Origin of the sequence: Streptomyces koelreuteriae (genome assembly GCF_018604545.1) — a bacterium.
Taxonomy (GTDB): Bacteria; Actinomycetota; Actinomycetes; order Streptomycetales; family Streptomycetaceae; genus Streptomyces; species Streptomyces koelreuteriae.
On record NZ_CP075896.1, the window covers coordinates 7983971 to 7999388 of the forward strand.

Consider the following 15418-nt stretch of genomic DNA (forward strand, 5'->3'; position numbering starts at 1 on the left):
GCCGACAGACCCCGGAGGGTCAGCTGGTCCGGGCGTCCGCAGCCGGAGCGGCCGCCGTCCGGTCCGCGTCCGCGTCAGGGGCGACATCGGCCAGGTCCCGGTGGCGGGTCTCCTTGGCAGCCACCACCGCGACGACCGTGAGCACGACGGCGGCGATGACGTACAGGGCGATCGGCGTGGAGCTGCCGTAGTCGGCCAGCAGCGCGGTCGCGATCAGCGGTGCGGGCGCGCCCGCCGCGACCGAGGCGAACTGCGCGCCGATGGACGCTCCGGAGTAGCGCATGCGCGTCGCGAACATCTCGGAGAAGAACGCGGCCTGCGGGGCGTACATCGCCCCGTGCAGCACCAGGCCCACCGTGACGGCGAGGATCAGGTTGCCGAAGCCGCCGGTGTCGATCAGCGAGAAGAAGGGGAACATCCACAGCCCGACCCCCACGGCCCCCATCACATAGACGGGCCGGCGACCGATCCGGTCGGAGAGCGCGCCCCACGCCGGGATGACCACGAAGTGCACGGCCGAGGCGATCAGCACCGCGTTGAGCGCGGTCTGCTTGGAGACACCGGCCGAGGTGGTGGCGTAGACGAGGATGAACGCGGTGATCACGTAGTAGCTGATGTTCTCCGCCATGCGCGCGCCCATCGCGATCAGGACGTCACGCCAGTGGTGCCGCAGCACGGCGACGAGCGGCAGCTTCTCCGCCTCCGCGGCCCGGTCCGCCTTGCGGGCCTCGGCCTGCGCCAACGCCTGCTTGAAGACCGGCGATTCGTCGACAGACAGACGAATCCACAAACCGACGATCACCAGCACCCCGGAGAGCAGGAACGGGATCCGCCAGCCCCAGCTTCCGAACGCGGCGTCCGACAGGAGGGTCGTCAGCAGGGAGAGGACACCGGTCGCGAGCAACTGCCCCGCCGGCGCGCCGGTCTGCGGCCACGAGGCCCAGAATCCCCGCCGCCGCGCGTCCCCGTGCTCCGACACCAGCAGCACGGCACCGCCCCACTCACCGCCGAGCGCGAACCCCTGGACCAGCCGGAGCACGGTGAGCAGGACCGGCGCGGCCGTCCCGATCGTGGCGTGCGTCGGCAGCAGCCCGATCGCGAACGTCGCCCCGCCCATCAACAGCAGACTCAGCACCAGCAGCTTCTTGCGCCCGATCCGGTCGCCGTAGTGCCCGAACACCAGCGCGCCGAGGGGCCTGGCCGCGAATCCGACCGCGTACGTCAGGAACGACAGCAGTGTGCCGACGAGCGGGTCGGAGTCCGGGAAGAACAGCTTGTTGAACACAAGGGCGGCCGCGGAGCCGTAGAGGAAGAAGTCGTACCACTCGATGGTGGTGCCGATGAGGCTGGCCGTGACGATGCGCTTGAGGTTGGCGGGGGGTGGGGGAGCGGTCGCGGGGGAGGTCATCGGCACCACTTCCAGGCGGTTGGCGGGGACGGTTGTGTGTCGCCATACCGTAGGAATCCGCAGGTCAGTGGCGTATGTGGTGGGACACCATAGTTCTGGGGGCGGGAGTGCGTGGGGGCACCATGCCGGCGCCGGTTCGCCGCGGGCCGGCGGTGGCCGGGCCGCGGCGAGGGCAGGGGGTCAGGATCCGGTGAGGGAGACGGCCAGGTCCGTGATGTTCAGCGGGAACTGGCCGATGGAGGTGGCCTGGCCGGTGAAGACGTTGACGCTGTACAGCGAGGGGGTGTTGGCGCCGTACGGGGTGAGGGAGGCGAACGCGGCGTTGTCGACCGTCTTCCCGCCGGACAGGGTGCTGTAGATGTCCATGCCGGCGTTGATTCCGGCGTCGATGCCGAGGCTGCCGGTCGGGGCGAGCGTGCCGTTGTTCGCCGGGGACTGGAGGACGACCTGGTCCGTGGTCGTGTTGATGTCGACGAGCGTGGTCGCGGTGGCCGCGTTGAGGTCGTTGTTCGTGTAGGCGGCGGCCGAGACACCCTTGGTCGTGCCCTCGGTCGGCGGGGTGGTGAGGTTCAGATCCTGGATGGTGCTGTGGTCGCCCAGGTTGTGCCGCAGGTTCTGGCCGTTGTCGCTGATCACGCGCAGGCGGTCGGCGGCGGGGTTGAAGTCGACGCCGAAGTTCGCGCCGTGCAGCGCGTACTGCAGTTGGGACACCTTGGTGACCACCACGTCCGTGGTGGCCGGCGGGGTCTTGATCGTGTAGATGCCGCCCTTGTTGCCGACGCCGTACATGAGGCCGTCCTGCACGCGGAAGTCGATCCCGATCAGGCCTGTGTCGCCGCTGAGGCCGGTGACGGCCCTGACCCAGTCGAGGACCTGCGGCCGGTCGGTCGTGAACGTGGCCATCAGGGTGCCGTCGCCGCTGATCCCGAAGGCGCGCAGGCTGGGCGTGGCGGCGGGGGCGGCCGAGCCGGTGCCGGGCGCGCCGAGCATGAGCGCCGTCGATGTGACCATGACCGCGACCGCCGCCATGATTCTCTTTCTTGTGTCTGCTGTCATCGGAGTTTCCCTCCCGTTATTGATCACCGGATCGTGCCGAAGGCGGTTCTCATTAAGGCCGCTTCACAGTTCCTCCACAAGCGAAAAGGTTGACGGAAACACCCCGATCCGGGAATTTTGCGCACTGTGATAAAAGCCCTGTCGATACACCTGCCACCGTTTTGTGCGGAGTGATGAACGCCGTCCGGATCCCTCCTGTCGGCCCGCTCGTCCTGAATGGCATGCTCGCGTTCATGGGGAGCCTCTTCGCCGAGCTGGCCCGGCAGGCGTCGACCAACGCCCGTCGTGAGGTCGAGACATACACACGTGAGATCCCGGAGTTCGGGTTCCTGGACAAGGACTCCCGGGCGCGGGCCGAGACGCTGGAACACGCGATGTGGCTCCGGTGTCGTACCGTTGAACTCGCTCCGGACAACAGCGAGTTGAGCGAAGAGGATCTCGGCTACATCGCCTCGATGGGGGAGCTGCGGGCAGGTGCCGGCATGTCGCCCGACGCGCGGCAGCGGTTGCTGCGCGTGCACACCGCCCTCATGCTGCGGGAGATCAACGAGGCGACCGAGGCTCAGCGCGGCGGCGGTGTCGAAGAAATCATGCGCATGATGGCCTGGTTCGCCCCCCAGGGTGAACGAGGTATCGCCTCCTACCGCCAGGGATTCGTGCGCGTACTGCGCCGACGAATGCCGTACACCGAGCAGGTCGCCCTGCTGGCCCGGTCATTGCTGAACGGAGATCCGATTTCTGCGGAACTCGCCGCAGCAGTCGAAATGGAACTCCCGGACCGCTACGCGGTGACGGTTTTCCGTATTCCGGACCGGCCCGCCATCGATCGTTTCCTGGAAAGCGAGATCCGGGCGCTCGTGAAGAGCCACCGTGCGCCGATCATGTGGGGACCGGAGGGCGGCGACGGGAGCGGTGAGCTGATCACCCTGCTTCCCCTGTTCTCCGGCCCCGAGGCAGCGCAAAGCGCACCACCGCACGCTGCTCCCGACCACCTGCCGGACCTCGTACAGGACGTCGCCCAGGCCCTCGGCCGCCCCTGCGCCGTCGGCGCGTCCGTCGCACCGCTGCCGGAGCTGGCCGACGCTCTGGACCGCGCTCGCCGGGTCAGCCGGGCGGCCCCGCTGCGCCGGTCATCCGTCCGGCTGCGGCCGCACACCTTGGCCGATGTCTTCGTCGAACTCGCCGTCGCGGACGTGCCACTCGTCGACGACTGGCTCCGCACCCTGGCCCGCCGCCTGGAGAGTGGCCCCGACCTCCTCACCACCCTCGACGCGTACTACCGCCACGACATGCACCGCGGTGCCACGGCGACCTCGCTCAACGTCCACACCCGCACCCTGGACTACCGCCTGCGCCGGGTCCGTGAGCTCACGGGCATCGACCCTGGATCGACACGAGGCGTACGCACCTTCAGTGCCGTGGTCACCCGGCGCCTGTCGGGAGCATGGCGATGAAACGCGTCGGGCGCGCCCGACCGGTGACAGCGCGACGATCCGCGTCACGGGCCTGCCGGGGCAGGCCGCTGTACGGCCTCGGGCAGGGCCTGCTCGGCCCAGATCACCTTTCCCTGCGGGGTGTACCGGGTGCCCCAGCGCTCGGCCATCTGCGACACCAGGAACAGGCCCCGGCCGCCCTCGTCTGTCGACGCGGCGTACCTCAGATGCGGTGAGGTGCTGCTGCCGTCGGCCACTTCGCAGATCAGCGTACGGTCGCGGATCAGCCGCACATGGATCGGTCCGGAGCCGTAGCGAATGGCGTTGGTGATGAGCTCGCTCAGGATGAGCTCCATGGTGAAGGCGAGCTCCGAGAGGTCCCACGCTTCGAGCCGTTGGGACACGGCGTCGCGCATACCCGCGACGGCGGCGGGATCCGGTGGTACGTCCCAGTCGGCGATCCGGTCGGGCGGCAGTTGCCGCGTGCGGGCGACGAGCAGGGCGACGTCGTCCTTGGGGCGCCCGGGCAGCACCCTGTCCAGCACGTCCTGGCAGGTCTCCTCGGGCGGCCGGCCGGGGTGGCCGGTGAGCGCATCGCGCAGCAGCCCCAGCCCCACGTCCAGGTCGCGCCTGCGATCCTCGATGAGGCCGTCGGTGTACAGGACGAGCTGGGTCCCCTCGGCGAGGCACAGCTCCGCGGTCTGGAACGGCATGCCGCCGAGGCCCAGGGGCGGACCCGCGGGCACGTCCGGGAACGTGACGGTCCCATCGGGCCGGACCAGCGCGGGCGCCAGATGCCCCGCCCGCGCCATGACGTAGCGGCGCGTCACGGGGTCGTAGATCCCGTACAGGCAGGTGGCGCCCACCACGCCCGCCGCGCTCTGCGCCGTCTCGTTCTGGTCGATGCTTCCGACCAGGTCGTCCAGATGGCTCAGCAGCTCGTCGGGTGGCAGATCGAGGGCGGAGAAGTTGTGCACCGCGGTGCGCAGCCGTCCCATCGTGGCGGCGGCGTGGAGGCCGTGGCCGACCACATCGCCGACGGCCAGTGCCACCCGGCTGCCCGGCATGGGAATCACGTCGAACCAGTCTCCGCCCACGCCCGACTGGGCGGGGAGGTAGCGGTAGGCGATGTCGAGGGCGTTCTGCTCGGGCATGGCCTGCGGCAGCAGGCTGCGCTGGAGGGTGACCGCCAGGGCGTGCTCGCGGGTGTAGCGGCGGGCGTTGTCGATGCTGATCGCGGCACGGGCCACCAGCTCCTCCGCCAGCGACACGTCCTCTTCGTTGAAGCGCTCATGCTGTCGCGTGCGCCAGAAGGTGGCCATGCCCAGCACGACGCCGCGGGCCTGGATGGGGGCGGTGATCAGGGAGTGGATGCCGCAGTCGATGATCGCCTTGGCCCGCTCCGGGTCCTGCACACGCCAGTCCGTGGCGGTCGGCAGATCGCTCACCAGCTGGGAGCGGCCGCTGCCGTAGCCGCGCGCCTGCGGTGTGTAGGGGAGATAGTCGAAAAGCCGGCCCTGTTCGGTGAGCGGATGGTTGTCCACGATGCCGGACACGGCCGCGCGTCGCATGTCCGTCCCCGTGGGGGCCGGCTCCTCGCCGTGCAGGACCGCGTCGGCCAGGTCCACGGTCACGAAGTCCGCGAAGCGGGGAATGGGGACCCGCGCCAGCTCGTCGGCGGTGCGCAGCACGTCCAGGGTGGTACCGATGTGGAGTCCGGCGTCGTACAGCAGCCTGAGCCGCTCCCGCGCCACCTCCGCCCTGCCCGTCACCGCCTGCAGCTCGGTGGAGTCGCGCAGTGTCACCACCGTTTCCCTGGGGCCGCCCTCGCGCCCGGTGGGCCGCTGGTTGACCGCGATCAGCCGCTCTCCCGCGAGGTGCACCTCGTCGGTGGCCTCGCGCCCGGAGGTGAGCAGCGCCTTCGTCTCGGGATCGAGTCCCGGCAGTTCCGAGACGAGCCGCCCCTCGATCTCCGAGGGCAGCTCCAGCAGTCGTCTGGCCTCGTCGTTGACCAGCATCAGCCGCCCGTCGGCGGCCACGATCAGCACCCCTTCCCGCACGGAGTGGAGCACGGTGTCGTGGTGCTCGTACATCAGGGCCATCTCGTCCGGGGCCAGGCTGTGCGTCTGCCGTCGCAGCCGCCTGCCCAGCAGTGCCGTCGCGCCGATGGACAACAGGAGCGCTCCGGCCCCCGCGCCCAGGATGATCGGTAGTTGCCGGGTCAACTGACTCTGGACGTTCTCGACCTTCATCCCGGCCGAGACGATCCCCACGACCTCCCTGTCGGCGTTCTTGATCGGTACCGTGGCCTGCACCTCGCGACCGAGCGGGCCGTCGACGCTCTCCACGTAGAGCTTCCCCTCCAGCGAGGGTCCGATCTCGCCCACGAACCGCTTTCCGATGCGGTCGGGCAAGGGGTGCGTGTACCGGATGCCCTCGGTGTCCATGACCACGATGAAGTCGACGTCGGCGGCCCGGCGTGCCGCTTCGGTGAGCGGCTGGAGGATCTTGCTGGGGTCCGGGGTCCGCAGTGCCGCCAGGACACCCGGCGAGTGCGCGAAGGTCTGTGCCACGGCCGTGGAGCGGCGTCTTGCCTCGGCACTGGTGTCCCGCTCCGACTGCAGAATGAGAGCGAACACACCGCAGGCCACGAGCAGCACCACCAGAGCCACCTGGAAGATCAACACCTGCCCGGCCACGCTCCGCGCGTTCTTGCTGATCAGGCGCTTGACCGACAGGCGTTGAAAACGGGCGAAAAGACTCGCCATGCGACCTTTTTAGCACCGGTGATCCCAAGTGGCCAGGGCACGCCTCATCCTTGCCCGGCCGACCTCGAACGCGCGTTCGGATCACTTCACGTCCGATTAGGTCGATATGATGCTTTTTGTGATCACGCCTGAACGGCTGTGGCGCCGTCGCCCCGCCTCCGGCGGCCGATGGGAAGCTGCCAGGCTGTCGCCCCTGGTCCTGACCGTTCTCATCGCCGCACTGGCGTTCTCCACACCCCGGGAGATCGCCTTCAGTCGCCTTCTGCCCGCCGCGCCCGCTCTCGCGGCAGCGATGTGGCCCGTGCTCCCCACAATGGCGCTGGGGGCGTTCTGCCTCCTGCTCATGGTCGTCCTCAGCTTCTTCCACACCGATCTGGGGACGCCGTACACATTGGCCGCGATCATCGCGGTCACCTTGGCGGCCGCGTACGGCAGTCATGTCCGACTTCAGCGGGAGGAGATGCTCTTCCAGGTCCGTCTCGTCGCCGACGCGGCCCAGAAGGTGCTGCTACGCCCCCTGCCGGGCCGCATCGAGGGCGTCGAGATCGAGTCGCTCTATCTGGCAGCCCAGGAGCAGGCCCGGATCGGCGGCGACTTCTACGAGGCGATCGGTACACCGCACGGGGTCCGGCTGCTCATCGGCGATGTACGGGGCAAGGGACTGTCCGCGGTGGGGGCGGCCTCGGCGGTGATCAGCTGTTTCAGGGAGGCCGCCTACGACGAGCCCGACCTGCGGGGCATCGTCCGCCGCCTGGAGGCCACCGTCACGCGCCACAGCGCCGCGTTTCCCGTCCAGGACCAGCCCGAGCACTTCGCCACCGCTCTCCTCGCCGAGATCCCGCAGGATGGCGACGGGCTACGACTTCTCAACTGCGGACATCCCCCGCCGCTGATCGCTCATTGCGGGAAGGTCCGGGTCCTGGTGCCCACCTTCCCCTCGCCGCCCCTCAACCTCGCGGCACTCATCGGTGACCGCTACTGGGTCGACACCGTCGACTTCGCCCCGGGCGAGCAGTTGCTCTTCTACACGGACGGCGTATCCGAGGCCCGGGACCACACCGGCCGGTTCTTCCCGTTGCCGGACTGGATGCGCCGGCCGGATACGGAGCACCCTCGCGAGCTGCTCGACCACCTGCACCAGGATCTGCTCCGGCACAGCGGCGGAAGGCTCGGTGACGACATCGCGGCCCTCGCGCTGAGGCGCACCACCGCGCAGGGCCGGGGAGGCGTCGCGTAATACTCTTCCGATGAGGTCACGCACTTCCCCGGTCAGCCGGCCGATCACGATACGCAGGGCCGTCGAGCGGGATGCCAAGCGGCTCACGCGCATCGTGCGTGGCTCGGGCGCCTACGAGGGGATGTACGCGTCCGCGGTCGCGGGCTACCGGGTCGGTCCTGACTACATCGAGGCCCACCGCGTCTTCGTGGCCGTGGGCGCCGACGAGCAGGACGGCCGGGTCCTCGGGTTCTACTCGCTCGTCCTCGCGCCACCGGAGCTCGATCTGATGTTCGTCGCCGACGAGGCGCAAGGACGAGGCATCGGACGACGCCTCGTCGCGCACATGCGGTCCGAGGCGCGTGCCGCCGGGATCGACCGTGTCAAGGTCGTGTCGCATCTTCCCGCCGCGGGCTTCTACCACCGCGCCGGAGCGGTGCGGACGGGGACCGCGTTCGCGAACCCGCCCGCCGTGCCCTGGGACCGTCCCGAATTCGAGTTCCGCATTCCTTCGGAATGAGGCGGTGCCGGGAATCAGGCCGCGATGAGCTCCTGCTCGCGGTCCGGCGTCTTGAGCTTGGGCTTCTTGTTCGGCAGTGAGAGCCGGAAGACCTTGCGCCACGCGGAGAACACCTGCTTGGGCAGCGGCCCGGTGACGTACTCCAGCTCGTACTTCTCGAACAGCGCGCGCACCTTCACCGCGACCTCGGCGTACCGGTTGCTCGGCAGGTCCGGGAAGAGGTGGTGCTCGATCTGGTGCGAGAGGTTGCCGGTCATGAAGTGCATGGCCTTGCTGCCGCTGATGTTGGCCGAGCCCATCATCTGGCGCAGGTACCACTGGCCGCGCGTCTCGCCCTTGATCGACCGGCGCTCGAAGACCTGCACGCCTTCGGGGAAGTGCCCGCACATGATCACCGAGTGGGTCCAGAGGTTGCGGACCAGGTTGGCGGTGAACGTGGCGGCGAGCGTGGTGAGGAACGACGGGCCCGACAGCAGCGGGTGGATCACGTAGTCCTTGAGCACCTGCTTGCGGATCTTGCGGCCCACGTCCTTGGCACGCGCGCGGAACTCCGGGTTCTTGCGGCGGCGCTTGTGCAGGTTCTTGCCGAGTTCCAGGTCGTACGCCGCGATGCCGTACTCGAAGAAGCAGGCGTTGATGAAGTTCCACAGCGGCTGGCCGAGGTGGAACGGGTGCCACTTCTGGTCCTCGTCGACGCGCATGATGCCGTAGCCGAGGTCGTTGTCCTTGCCGATCACGTTGGTGTACGTGTGGTGCAGCTCGTTGTGCGAGTGCTTCCACTGGTCGGCCGGCGAGACGTGATCCCAGTCCCAGGTGGTGGAGTGGATCTTCGGGTCCCGCATCCAGTCCCACTGGCCGTGCAGGATGTTGTGGCCGATCTCCATGTTGTCCATGATCTTCGCCACGGACAGCCCGGCGGTGCCGATCAGCCACGCGGGCGGGAAGAACGAGAACAGCAGGACACCCCTGCTGGCCAGCTCGAGCTTGCGCTGCGCCGAGATCACCTTGCGGATGTAGGCGGCGTCTTTCTCGCCGCGGTCGGCGATCACTTCGTCGCGGATCGCGTCCAGCTCGCGGCCGAGCTCCTCGATCTGCTCGGCGGTCAGGTGGGCGGTGGGGTCGATGGCGGTCAAGCTGTTCCTACCGTTCGATGTCGCAGGGGCCCGCGGCGGCGGACACGCAGGTCTGGATGAGGACGCCCGGTTCGGCCTCGGTGATCTCGCCGGTGCGCAGGTCGCGGACGGCGCCCGTCTTGAGCGGCGTGACGCAGCCGAAGCAGATGCCCATGCGGCACCCGGAGGGCATGAGCACACCGGCCTCCTCGCCGACGTCCAGCAATGGCGTGGCGCCGTCCGCGTCGACGGTCTTGCCGGTGGTGCTGAACGTGACCTCGCCGCCGTCGCCCGCTACGACGATGCTGGGGCGGAAGCGTTCGGTGTGCAGGCGCTCCGATACGCCGCGCTCGCTCCAGTGCTCTTCGGCGGCGTCGAGCAGGCCCGTGGGCCCGCAGGCCCAGGTCTCGCGCTCGGCCCAGTCGGGCACGAGTTCGTCGAGACGGGCGACGTCGAGCTTGCCGTCCGTGTCGGTGTGCACCTCGGTGAGCCGCAGCTTCTTGTCCGCGACCAGGTCGTGCAGTTCACTACGGAAGATCACGTCCTGCGGCCGCGGCGCGCAGTGGACCATGACGACGTCCTCGAACTCGGTGTCGCGCAGCATGCCCATCACGGGCGTGATGCCGCTGCCGGCCGTCAGGTAGAGCACCTTGGCGGGCCTGGCACGCGGCAGCACGAAGTCACCGGTCGGCTGGTCGAGCTGGATCAGCGTGCCCGGTTTGGCCCTGCGGACCAGGTGGTTGCTGACCTTGCCGTCCGGGATCGCCTTCACGGTGATCGTGACGCGGCCGTCCTGGCGGTCTGTCGGCGAGGTGAGGGAGTAGGCACGCCACAGGCGCACCCCGTCGACGTCGATCCCGATCCGCACGTACTGACCGGCCGTGTGGCCGCGCCAGCCCCGTCCCGGCCTGATCACGATGGTCGCGGCGTCACCCGTCTCGGGGTGCACGGCCTCGATGCGCCCCCGCAGGTCAGCGCCCGCGCGCAGCGGGCTGACCAGGTCGAGGTAGTCCGACGGCAGCAGCGGCGTCGTGACCATCTCCAGTAGTTTCCACGCCCTGCTGCGGAGGGCTGTACTCGTCATGACTTCAGCTTGCTGTGCCTCAGGGCGTAAAGTCCTGACCGCAGGACGTGAATCTGGTCGGCTGAATTGTTCGCAGGGAACAAAAAGTGAGCCATGTAACCCGGAGGGCCAGCGAACTGGCCCTGGATGAGACGACGGTCACCGTACTTCGGGCCGCGCTGAAGAGCACCGCCGACGAGGTCGTCCAGGCGATCATCGACGAGGTCCCTTCCTACGCCAACGCCCTTTCGGGCCACATGGGCGCCACCATCCGCCGCGCCGTGCGCACCGCTCTGGGGCACTACCTGGACCTCGCGAGCGGGAACGCCACGGGCGGCGACGGCGGCGACGCGGCCTACGAGCTGGGCCGCGGCGAGGTGCGCGACGGCCGTTCGATGGACGCCCTGCTCAGCGCCTACCGCGTCGGCGCCCGTGTGGCCTGGCGGTGCCTGGCGGCGGGCGCCGTACCGGCGGGACTGCCCGCCGCCGAGGTCGCCAAGTTCGCCGAACTGACCTTCGCCTACATCGACGAGCTCTCCGCCGCGAGCGCCGCGGGCCACGCCGACGAGCTGGCCGCCCGGGGCCGGGCCCACGAACGCCACCTGGAGCACCTGGCCCGCGACCTCCTCGCCGGCGCGAGCCCGGACGTGCTGCTGGCCTCCGCTCAACGGGCCGGGTGGCAGCCTCCGGTTTCACTGACCGCGGTCCTGCTGCCAGCCGCCCAGGCCCGGCCTGCCTACCGTGTGCTCGACCCGAGCACCCTCGTCCTCGACGATCTGCCGGACGCCACGGGTGTGCTGCTCGTCCCCGATGCCGACCGATCACATCTCCTGCGGCAGCTGACCGACCGCACCGCCGTGGCCGGCCCGGCCCGGCCGTGGACTCGCGCGACCGCCTCGTACGCACGAGCCATACGCGCGCGCTTGCTCTCCTTCGATATTCGCGACACCGAGGACCACCTGCCCGAGCTGGTGCTGAGCGCCGACGCGGACGCGTTCGCGGATCTGCGTGCCCGAGCCCTCGCACCGTTGCGGACCTTGCCTGACGCGACCGCACGGCGGCTGGAGGAGACGTTGCGGGAGTGGCTGCTGCACCAGGGCAGACGGGACGAGGTGGCGGCGGCGTTGTTCGTCCATCCCCAAACCGTCCGGTACCGGATGTCGCAGCTGCGGGAGCTGTTCCCGGATCTCGCATCACCACAGCGGGTCCTTGAACTGACCCTGGCGGTCGGTCTTCGGGGCGGCTGACGCGTACGCCGACCGTCCATGACCGCGTCCGCGAGCGGTCCGGGCCCGTCGGGGGCGATCGCCGGGAGGTGACTACGATAGTCCGCCGGCACCCGATGACACCGTGTCGGTCAGGGGCGACCGACGTCGGCAGAGGTTTCAGGAGCGCACAGCAGGATGATTGGTCTCCGCGACGACGTCGTACTCGACGACCCGGTGGGGGAATCGCTCCGCGGTCACCACGGGCATCTCGCTCGCCGTCTGGGCAAGGCCGTCACCTACCTTCCGGGCGTCGCGACCTTTTCCGCGGTGCCCGTGGAGGCGGACCCGGAGGGGTGGGGTGATCTCGCCGAACTGCTGGGGCGGGGCGAGTTCGCCGACATGTTCAGCTGCCCGGCGCTGCCGCCGTCGGACTGGGAGCCGGTCTTCGTGCTGGAAGGCCGCCAGATGATCTGGACCGGCGACCGCGGCCCGAATGCCTCTCGTGCCGAACCGGACCCCGATGTCGTCCAGTTGGGCGAGGAGAGCGTGCCCGGGATGCTCGGCCTCGTCGAGCGGACCCGGCCGGGGCCGTTCTGGCCGCGCACGCATGAACTCGGCACCTATCTCGGCGTCCGCGACGGTGACGCGTTGGTGGCGATGGTGGGGGAGCGGCTCCGGCCTCCGGGATGGACCGAGATCAGCGCTGTCTGCACCGCTCCCGAGGCACGCGGACACGGCCACGCCGCCCGTCTGATACGGGCCCTGATCGCCCGCATCGTGAGCCGGGGCGAACGTCCCTTCCTGCACGTGGCCGAGGCGAACACCGGCGCGATCGCGCTCTACGAGCGGCTCGGGTTCGAGACCCGGAAGCATGTGACGTTTCGCGGGTTCCGCACTCCGTGAGACATGCGGCCCTCGCTGGCCCGGCTCACCAGGACGCGTCCTCCCATTGGTCCAGCAGGGCGTCGGCCGACATGTCGTCGGTGTCGTCCGCCGGGCTCTGGGTGGACTGTTCGGTCCAGATCACCTTGCCCCGGGCCGTGTAGCGGGTCCCCCAGCGCTGTGCGAACTGGGCCACGAGGAACAGTCCTCGTCCGCCCTCGTCGGTGGTCGCGGCCCGGCGCAGATGTGGTGAGGTGCTGCTGCCGTCGGCGACCTCGCAGATCAGGCTGTCGTGGTCGTGCACCAACCGCAGCCGGATCGGTTCTGTGCCGTAGCGGATGGCGTTGGTGACCAGCTCGCTGATGATCAGCTCGGTCGTGAAGGCCATCTCCGCCAGGCCCCAGGTCTCCAGGCGGCGCGTGGCATCCGAGCGGATGCCGGCGACGATCGCCGGATCGCCGGGCACGTCCCATTCGGCCACCTGGGAGGGGTCCAGCAGACGGGTGCGGGCGACGAGCAGGGCGATGTCGTCGCTCGACCGAGCGGGCAGCACCGCGTCGAGGACGTCCTGGCAGGTCTCCTCGGGTGTCCGGTCCGGGTGCGCCAGGGCCAGGCGGAGTGCTTCGAGGCCGGTGTCGGGGCCGTGTTCCCGGTCCTCGATGAGGCCGTCCGTGTAGAGGACCAGACGGGAGCCCTCGGGGAGGGTGAGTTCGGCGGTCTCGAAGGGCAGGCCGCCGCCCAGGCCGAGCGGCGGTGAACCGGGCACCGGCAGGTACTCCACGGTGCCGTCGGGGTGTACCAGGGCCGGCTCGGGGTGCCCGGACCGGGCCAGGGCGCACTTTCCGGATGCCGGGTCGTAGATCGCGTAGAGGCAGGTGGCTCCGGAAACGCTCTCGTTGTCCCGCTCGACGTTCTCGTCGCTGTCGATCCGGGCGACCAGTTCGTCCAGATGCCCGAGGAGTTCGTCCGGGGGCAGGTCCAGGGCGGAGAAGTTGTGCACCGCGGTGCGCAGCTGGCCCATGGTGGCAGCGGCGTGCAGGCCGTGCCCCACCACATCGCCGACCACCAGGGCGATCCGGGCGCCGGGCAGGGGGATCACATCGAACCAGTCGCCCCCGACGCCCTCCAGGGCGGGCAGATAGCGGTGGGCCACTTCCACGGCCGAGTGGTCGGGCAGGGAGCTGGGCAGCAGGCTCCGCTGGAGGGTCTCGGCCAGCGTGTGCTCGCGGGTGTAGCGGCGGGCGTTGTCGACGGCGACCGCGGCCCGGGCGGCCAGTTCCTCGGCGAAGGCCAGATCCTCCTCGCCGAAGGGAACCGCGTCCGAGCGCCAGAAACTCGCCATGCCCAGCACCACCCCGCGGGCCTGGAGCGGCACGGTGATCAGCGAGTGGAAGCCGAGGTCCAGCAGATGCCGGGCGCGTACGGGGTCCTGGGCGTTCATCCACTCGCTGGACGAGGTCAGGTCGGCGTCCAGGACCGCACGGCCGCGCTCGGCACCGACGGCCACGGGCGAGGTGGGGACGAAGCGGATCAGCTCTCCGACCGGGTAGAGAGACCGGGCACCGTCGACGCCGTGCACCGCCACCCGGCGCATCTCCGGCCCGGGACCGGCCGAGACGGCACCCCGCAGGATCGGATCCAGCAGATCGACCGTCGCCGCGTCGGCGAACCGGGGGACCGCCACCTCGGCCAGCTCCTGCGCGGTGCGCACCACGTCCAGCGTGGTCCCGATCCGGATCCCCGCCTCGTACAGCAGCCCCAGCCGCTCCCGGGCCACCTCCGCACGGCCCGCCAGCGCACGCAGCTCTGTCGTGTCGCGCAACGTGACGACGCTGCCCGCGGGGCGGCTGCCGGGATCGACCGGCCGAAGGTTGACCGCCAGCAGCCGGTCGCCCGCCAGATGCACCACGTCCGTCACCGTCCGGCCCGAGCCCAGCAACGCGGTGGTGTCCGCCGCCAGACCGAGCTCGCTGACACGGCGTTCCTCGGCGTCGGCGGGCAGGTCCAGCAGCCGCCGCGCCTCGTCGTTGGCGAGCAGCAGCCGTCCGTCGTCGCCGATGATCACCACGCCTTCCCGCACCGCGTGCAGCACCGCGTCATGGTGCTCGTACATCCGGGTCATCTCGGACGGATCCAGGGCGCGGGTCTGCCGTCGCAGCCGCCAGGAGACGATCGCCGTGCCGACCGCGGCCACCGCGAGTGCCGCGCCGGCGAACCCCAGCAGCTGCGGCAGCTGGTCCTGTACGACGTCGTCCACACTGGCGACGGTGACCCCGACCGAAACGAAGCCGGCGACGGTGGTCCTGTTGGTGTCGTAGACAGGGACGGTCGTGTCCACGGCCAGACCCAGGCTGCCCTCGAAGGTCTTGGTGAAGGGCCGGTCGGCGGCGCCGCCCTCGCGCAGGGCGAAGATGTGCTTGCCGATCAGCTTCGGGTCGGGGTGGGTCCAGCGGAAGCCCTGAGGGTCGAACGCGACCACGTAGTCGACCCCGGTGTTCCTGCGGGTGTCCTCCGCGCGCGGCTGCAGCAGTTCGGTGGGCCGGCCGGTCTTCATGGCGTCCAGCGTTCCCGGGGCGCGTGCGAAGGACTGTGCGACGCCCATCGACAACTGCCGGGCCTCCTGCATGTTGGATTCCCGGGCCTGCACCACGAGAGCCCCTCCCGCGGCGGCGGCGAACAGCACCATGATCACGAGCTGGAGCAGGAACACCCGGCCGGCGACGCTGCGCACCCTGGGCAGGCCCGGCCGCCG

General features: G+C 70.0%; 11 protein-coding genes. 5 read left to right on the plus strand and 6 right to left on the minus strand.

The window, feature by feature from the left end; translation table 11 throughout:
* Positions 1-19: 19 nt before the first annotated feature.
* Complete coding sequence (locus tag KJK29_RS35935; RefSeq protein ID WP_215123374.1) at positions 20-1408, minus strand: MFS transporter; 1389 nt, start codon at positions 1406-1408, stop codon at positions 20-22.
* Between the two features lie 180 nt (positions 1409-1588).
* Positions 1589-2419: a DUF4394 domain-containing protein gene (locus tag KJK29_RS35940; RefSeq protein WP_407700486.1), complete on the minus strand. Its 831-nt coding sequence runs from the start codon at positions 2417-2419 to the stop codon at positions 1589-1591.
* A gap of 278 nt (positions 2420-2697) precedes the next feature.
* Here KJK29_RS35940 and KJK29_RS35945 point away from each other — a divergent pair, with 278 nt between their 5' ends.
* The gene (locus tag KJK29_RS35945) at positions 2698-3918 is read left to right on the plus strand and encodes a PucR family transcriptional regulator (RefSeq protein ID WP_215123376.1); all 1221 of its coding nucleotides are present in this window, start codon (positions 2698-2700) and stop codon (positions 3916-3918) included.
* A gap of 44 nt (positions 3919-3962) precedes the next feature.
* Here the strand turns inward: KJK29_RS35945 and KJK29_RS35950 are convergent, their stop codons facing one another.
* Positions 3963-6665 (minus strand): SpoIIE family protein phosphatase/ATP-binding protein, encoded by a 2703-nt coding sequence (locus KJK29_RS35950; protein ID WP_215123378.1) that lies wholly within the window; start codon positions 6663-6665, stop codon positions 3963-3965.
* A 109-nt stretch (positions 6666-6774) separates the two neighbouring features.
* Here KJK29_RS35950 and KJK29_RS35955 point away from each other — a divergent pair, with 109 nt between their 5' ends.
* Together KJK29_RS35955 and KJK29_RS35960 are read left to right on the plus strand one after the other, a co-directional pair.
* Positions 6775-7902: a PP2C family protein-serine/threonine phosphatase gene (locus tag KJK29_RS35955; RefSeq protein WP_251058021.1), complete on the plus strand. Its 1128-nt coding sequence runs from the start codon at positions 6775-6777 to the stop codon at positions 7900-7902.
* Positions 7903-7912: 10 nt separating this feature from the next.
* Positions 7913-8401 carry a GNAT family N-acetyltransferase gene (locus KJK29_RS35960; protein ID WP_215123380.1) on the plus strand — a complete coding sequence of 163 codons (489 nt, stop codon included), beginning with the start codon at positions 7913-7915 and terminating at the stop codon, positions 8399-8401.
* Positions 8402-8415: 14 nt separating this feature from the next.
* Here the strand turns inward: KJK29_RS35960 and KJK29_RS35965 are convergent, their stop codons facing one another.
* Entirely contained in the window at positions 8416-9534 is a 1119-nt protein-coding gene (locus tag KJK29_RS35965; RefSeq protein WP_215123381.1) for a fatty acid desaturase family protein, read from the minus strand.
* Positions 9535-9541: 7 nt separating this feature from the next.
* Positions 9542-10597 (minus strand): ferredoxin reductase, encoded by a 1056-nt coding sequence (locus tag KJK29_RS35970; RefSeq protein ID WP_215123382.1) that lies wholly within the window; start codon positions 10595-10597, stop codon positions 9542-9544.
* A gap of 86 nt (positions 10598-10683) precedes the next feature.
* Between KJK29_RS35970 and KJK29_RS35975 the strand changes: the two genes are divergently transcribed.
* Positions 10684-11823: a PucR family transcriptional regulator gene (locus KJK29_RS35975; protein ID WP_215123383.1), complete on the plus strand. Its 1140-nt coding sequence runs from the start codon at positions 10684-10686 to the stop codon at positions 11821-11823.
* A gap of 156 nt (positions 11824-11979) precedes the next feature.
* Positions 11980-12687: a GNAT family N-acetyltransferase gene (locus tag KJK29_RS35980; RefSeq protein WP_215123384.1), complete on the plus strand. Its 708-nt coding sequence runs from the start codon at positions 11980-11982 to the stop codon at positions 12685-12687.
* A 25-nt stretch (positions 12688-12712) separates the two neighbouring features.
* Here KJK29_RS35980 and KJK29_RS35985 read toward each other — a convergent pair whose 3' ends face one another.
* Entirely contained in the window at positions 12713-15352 is a 2640-nt protein-coding gene (locus KJK29_RS35985) for a SpoIIE family protein phosphatase (RefSeq protein WP_251058160.1), read from the minus strand.
* Positions 15353-15418: the final 66 nt, after the last annotated feature.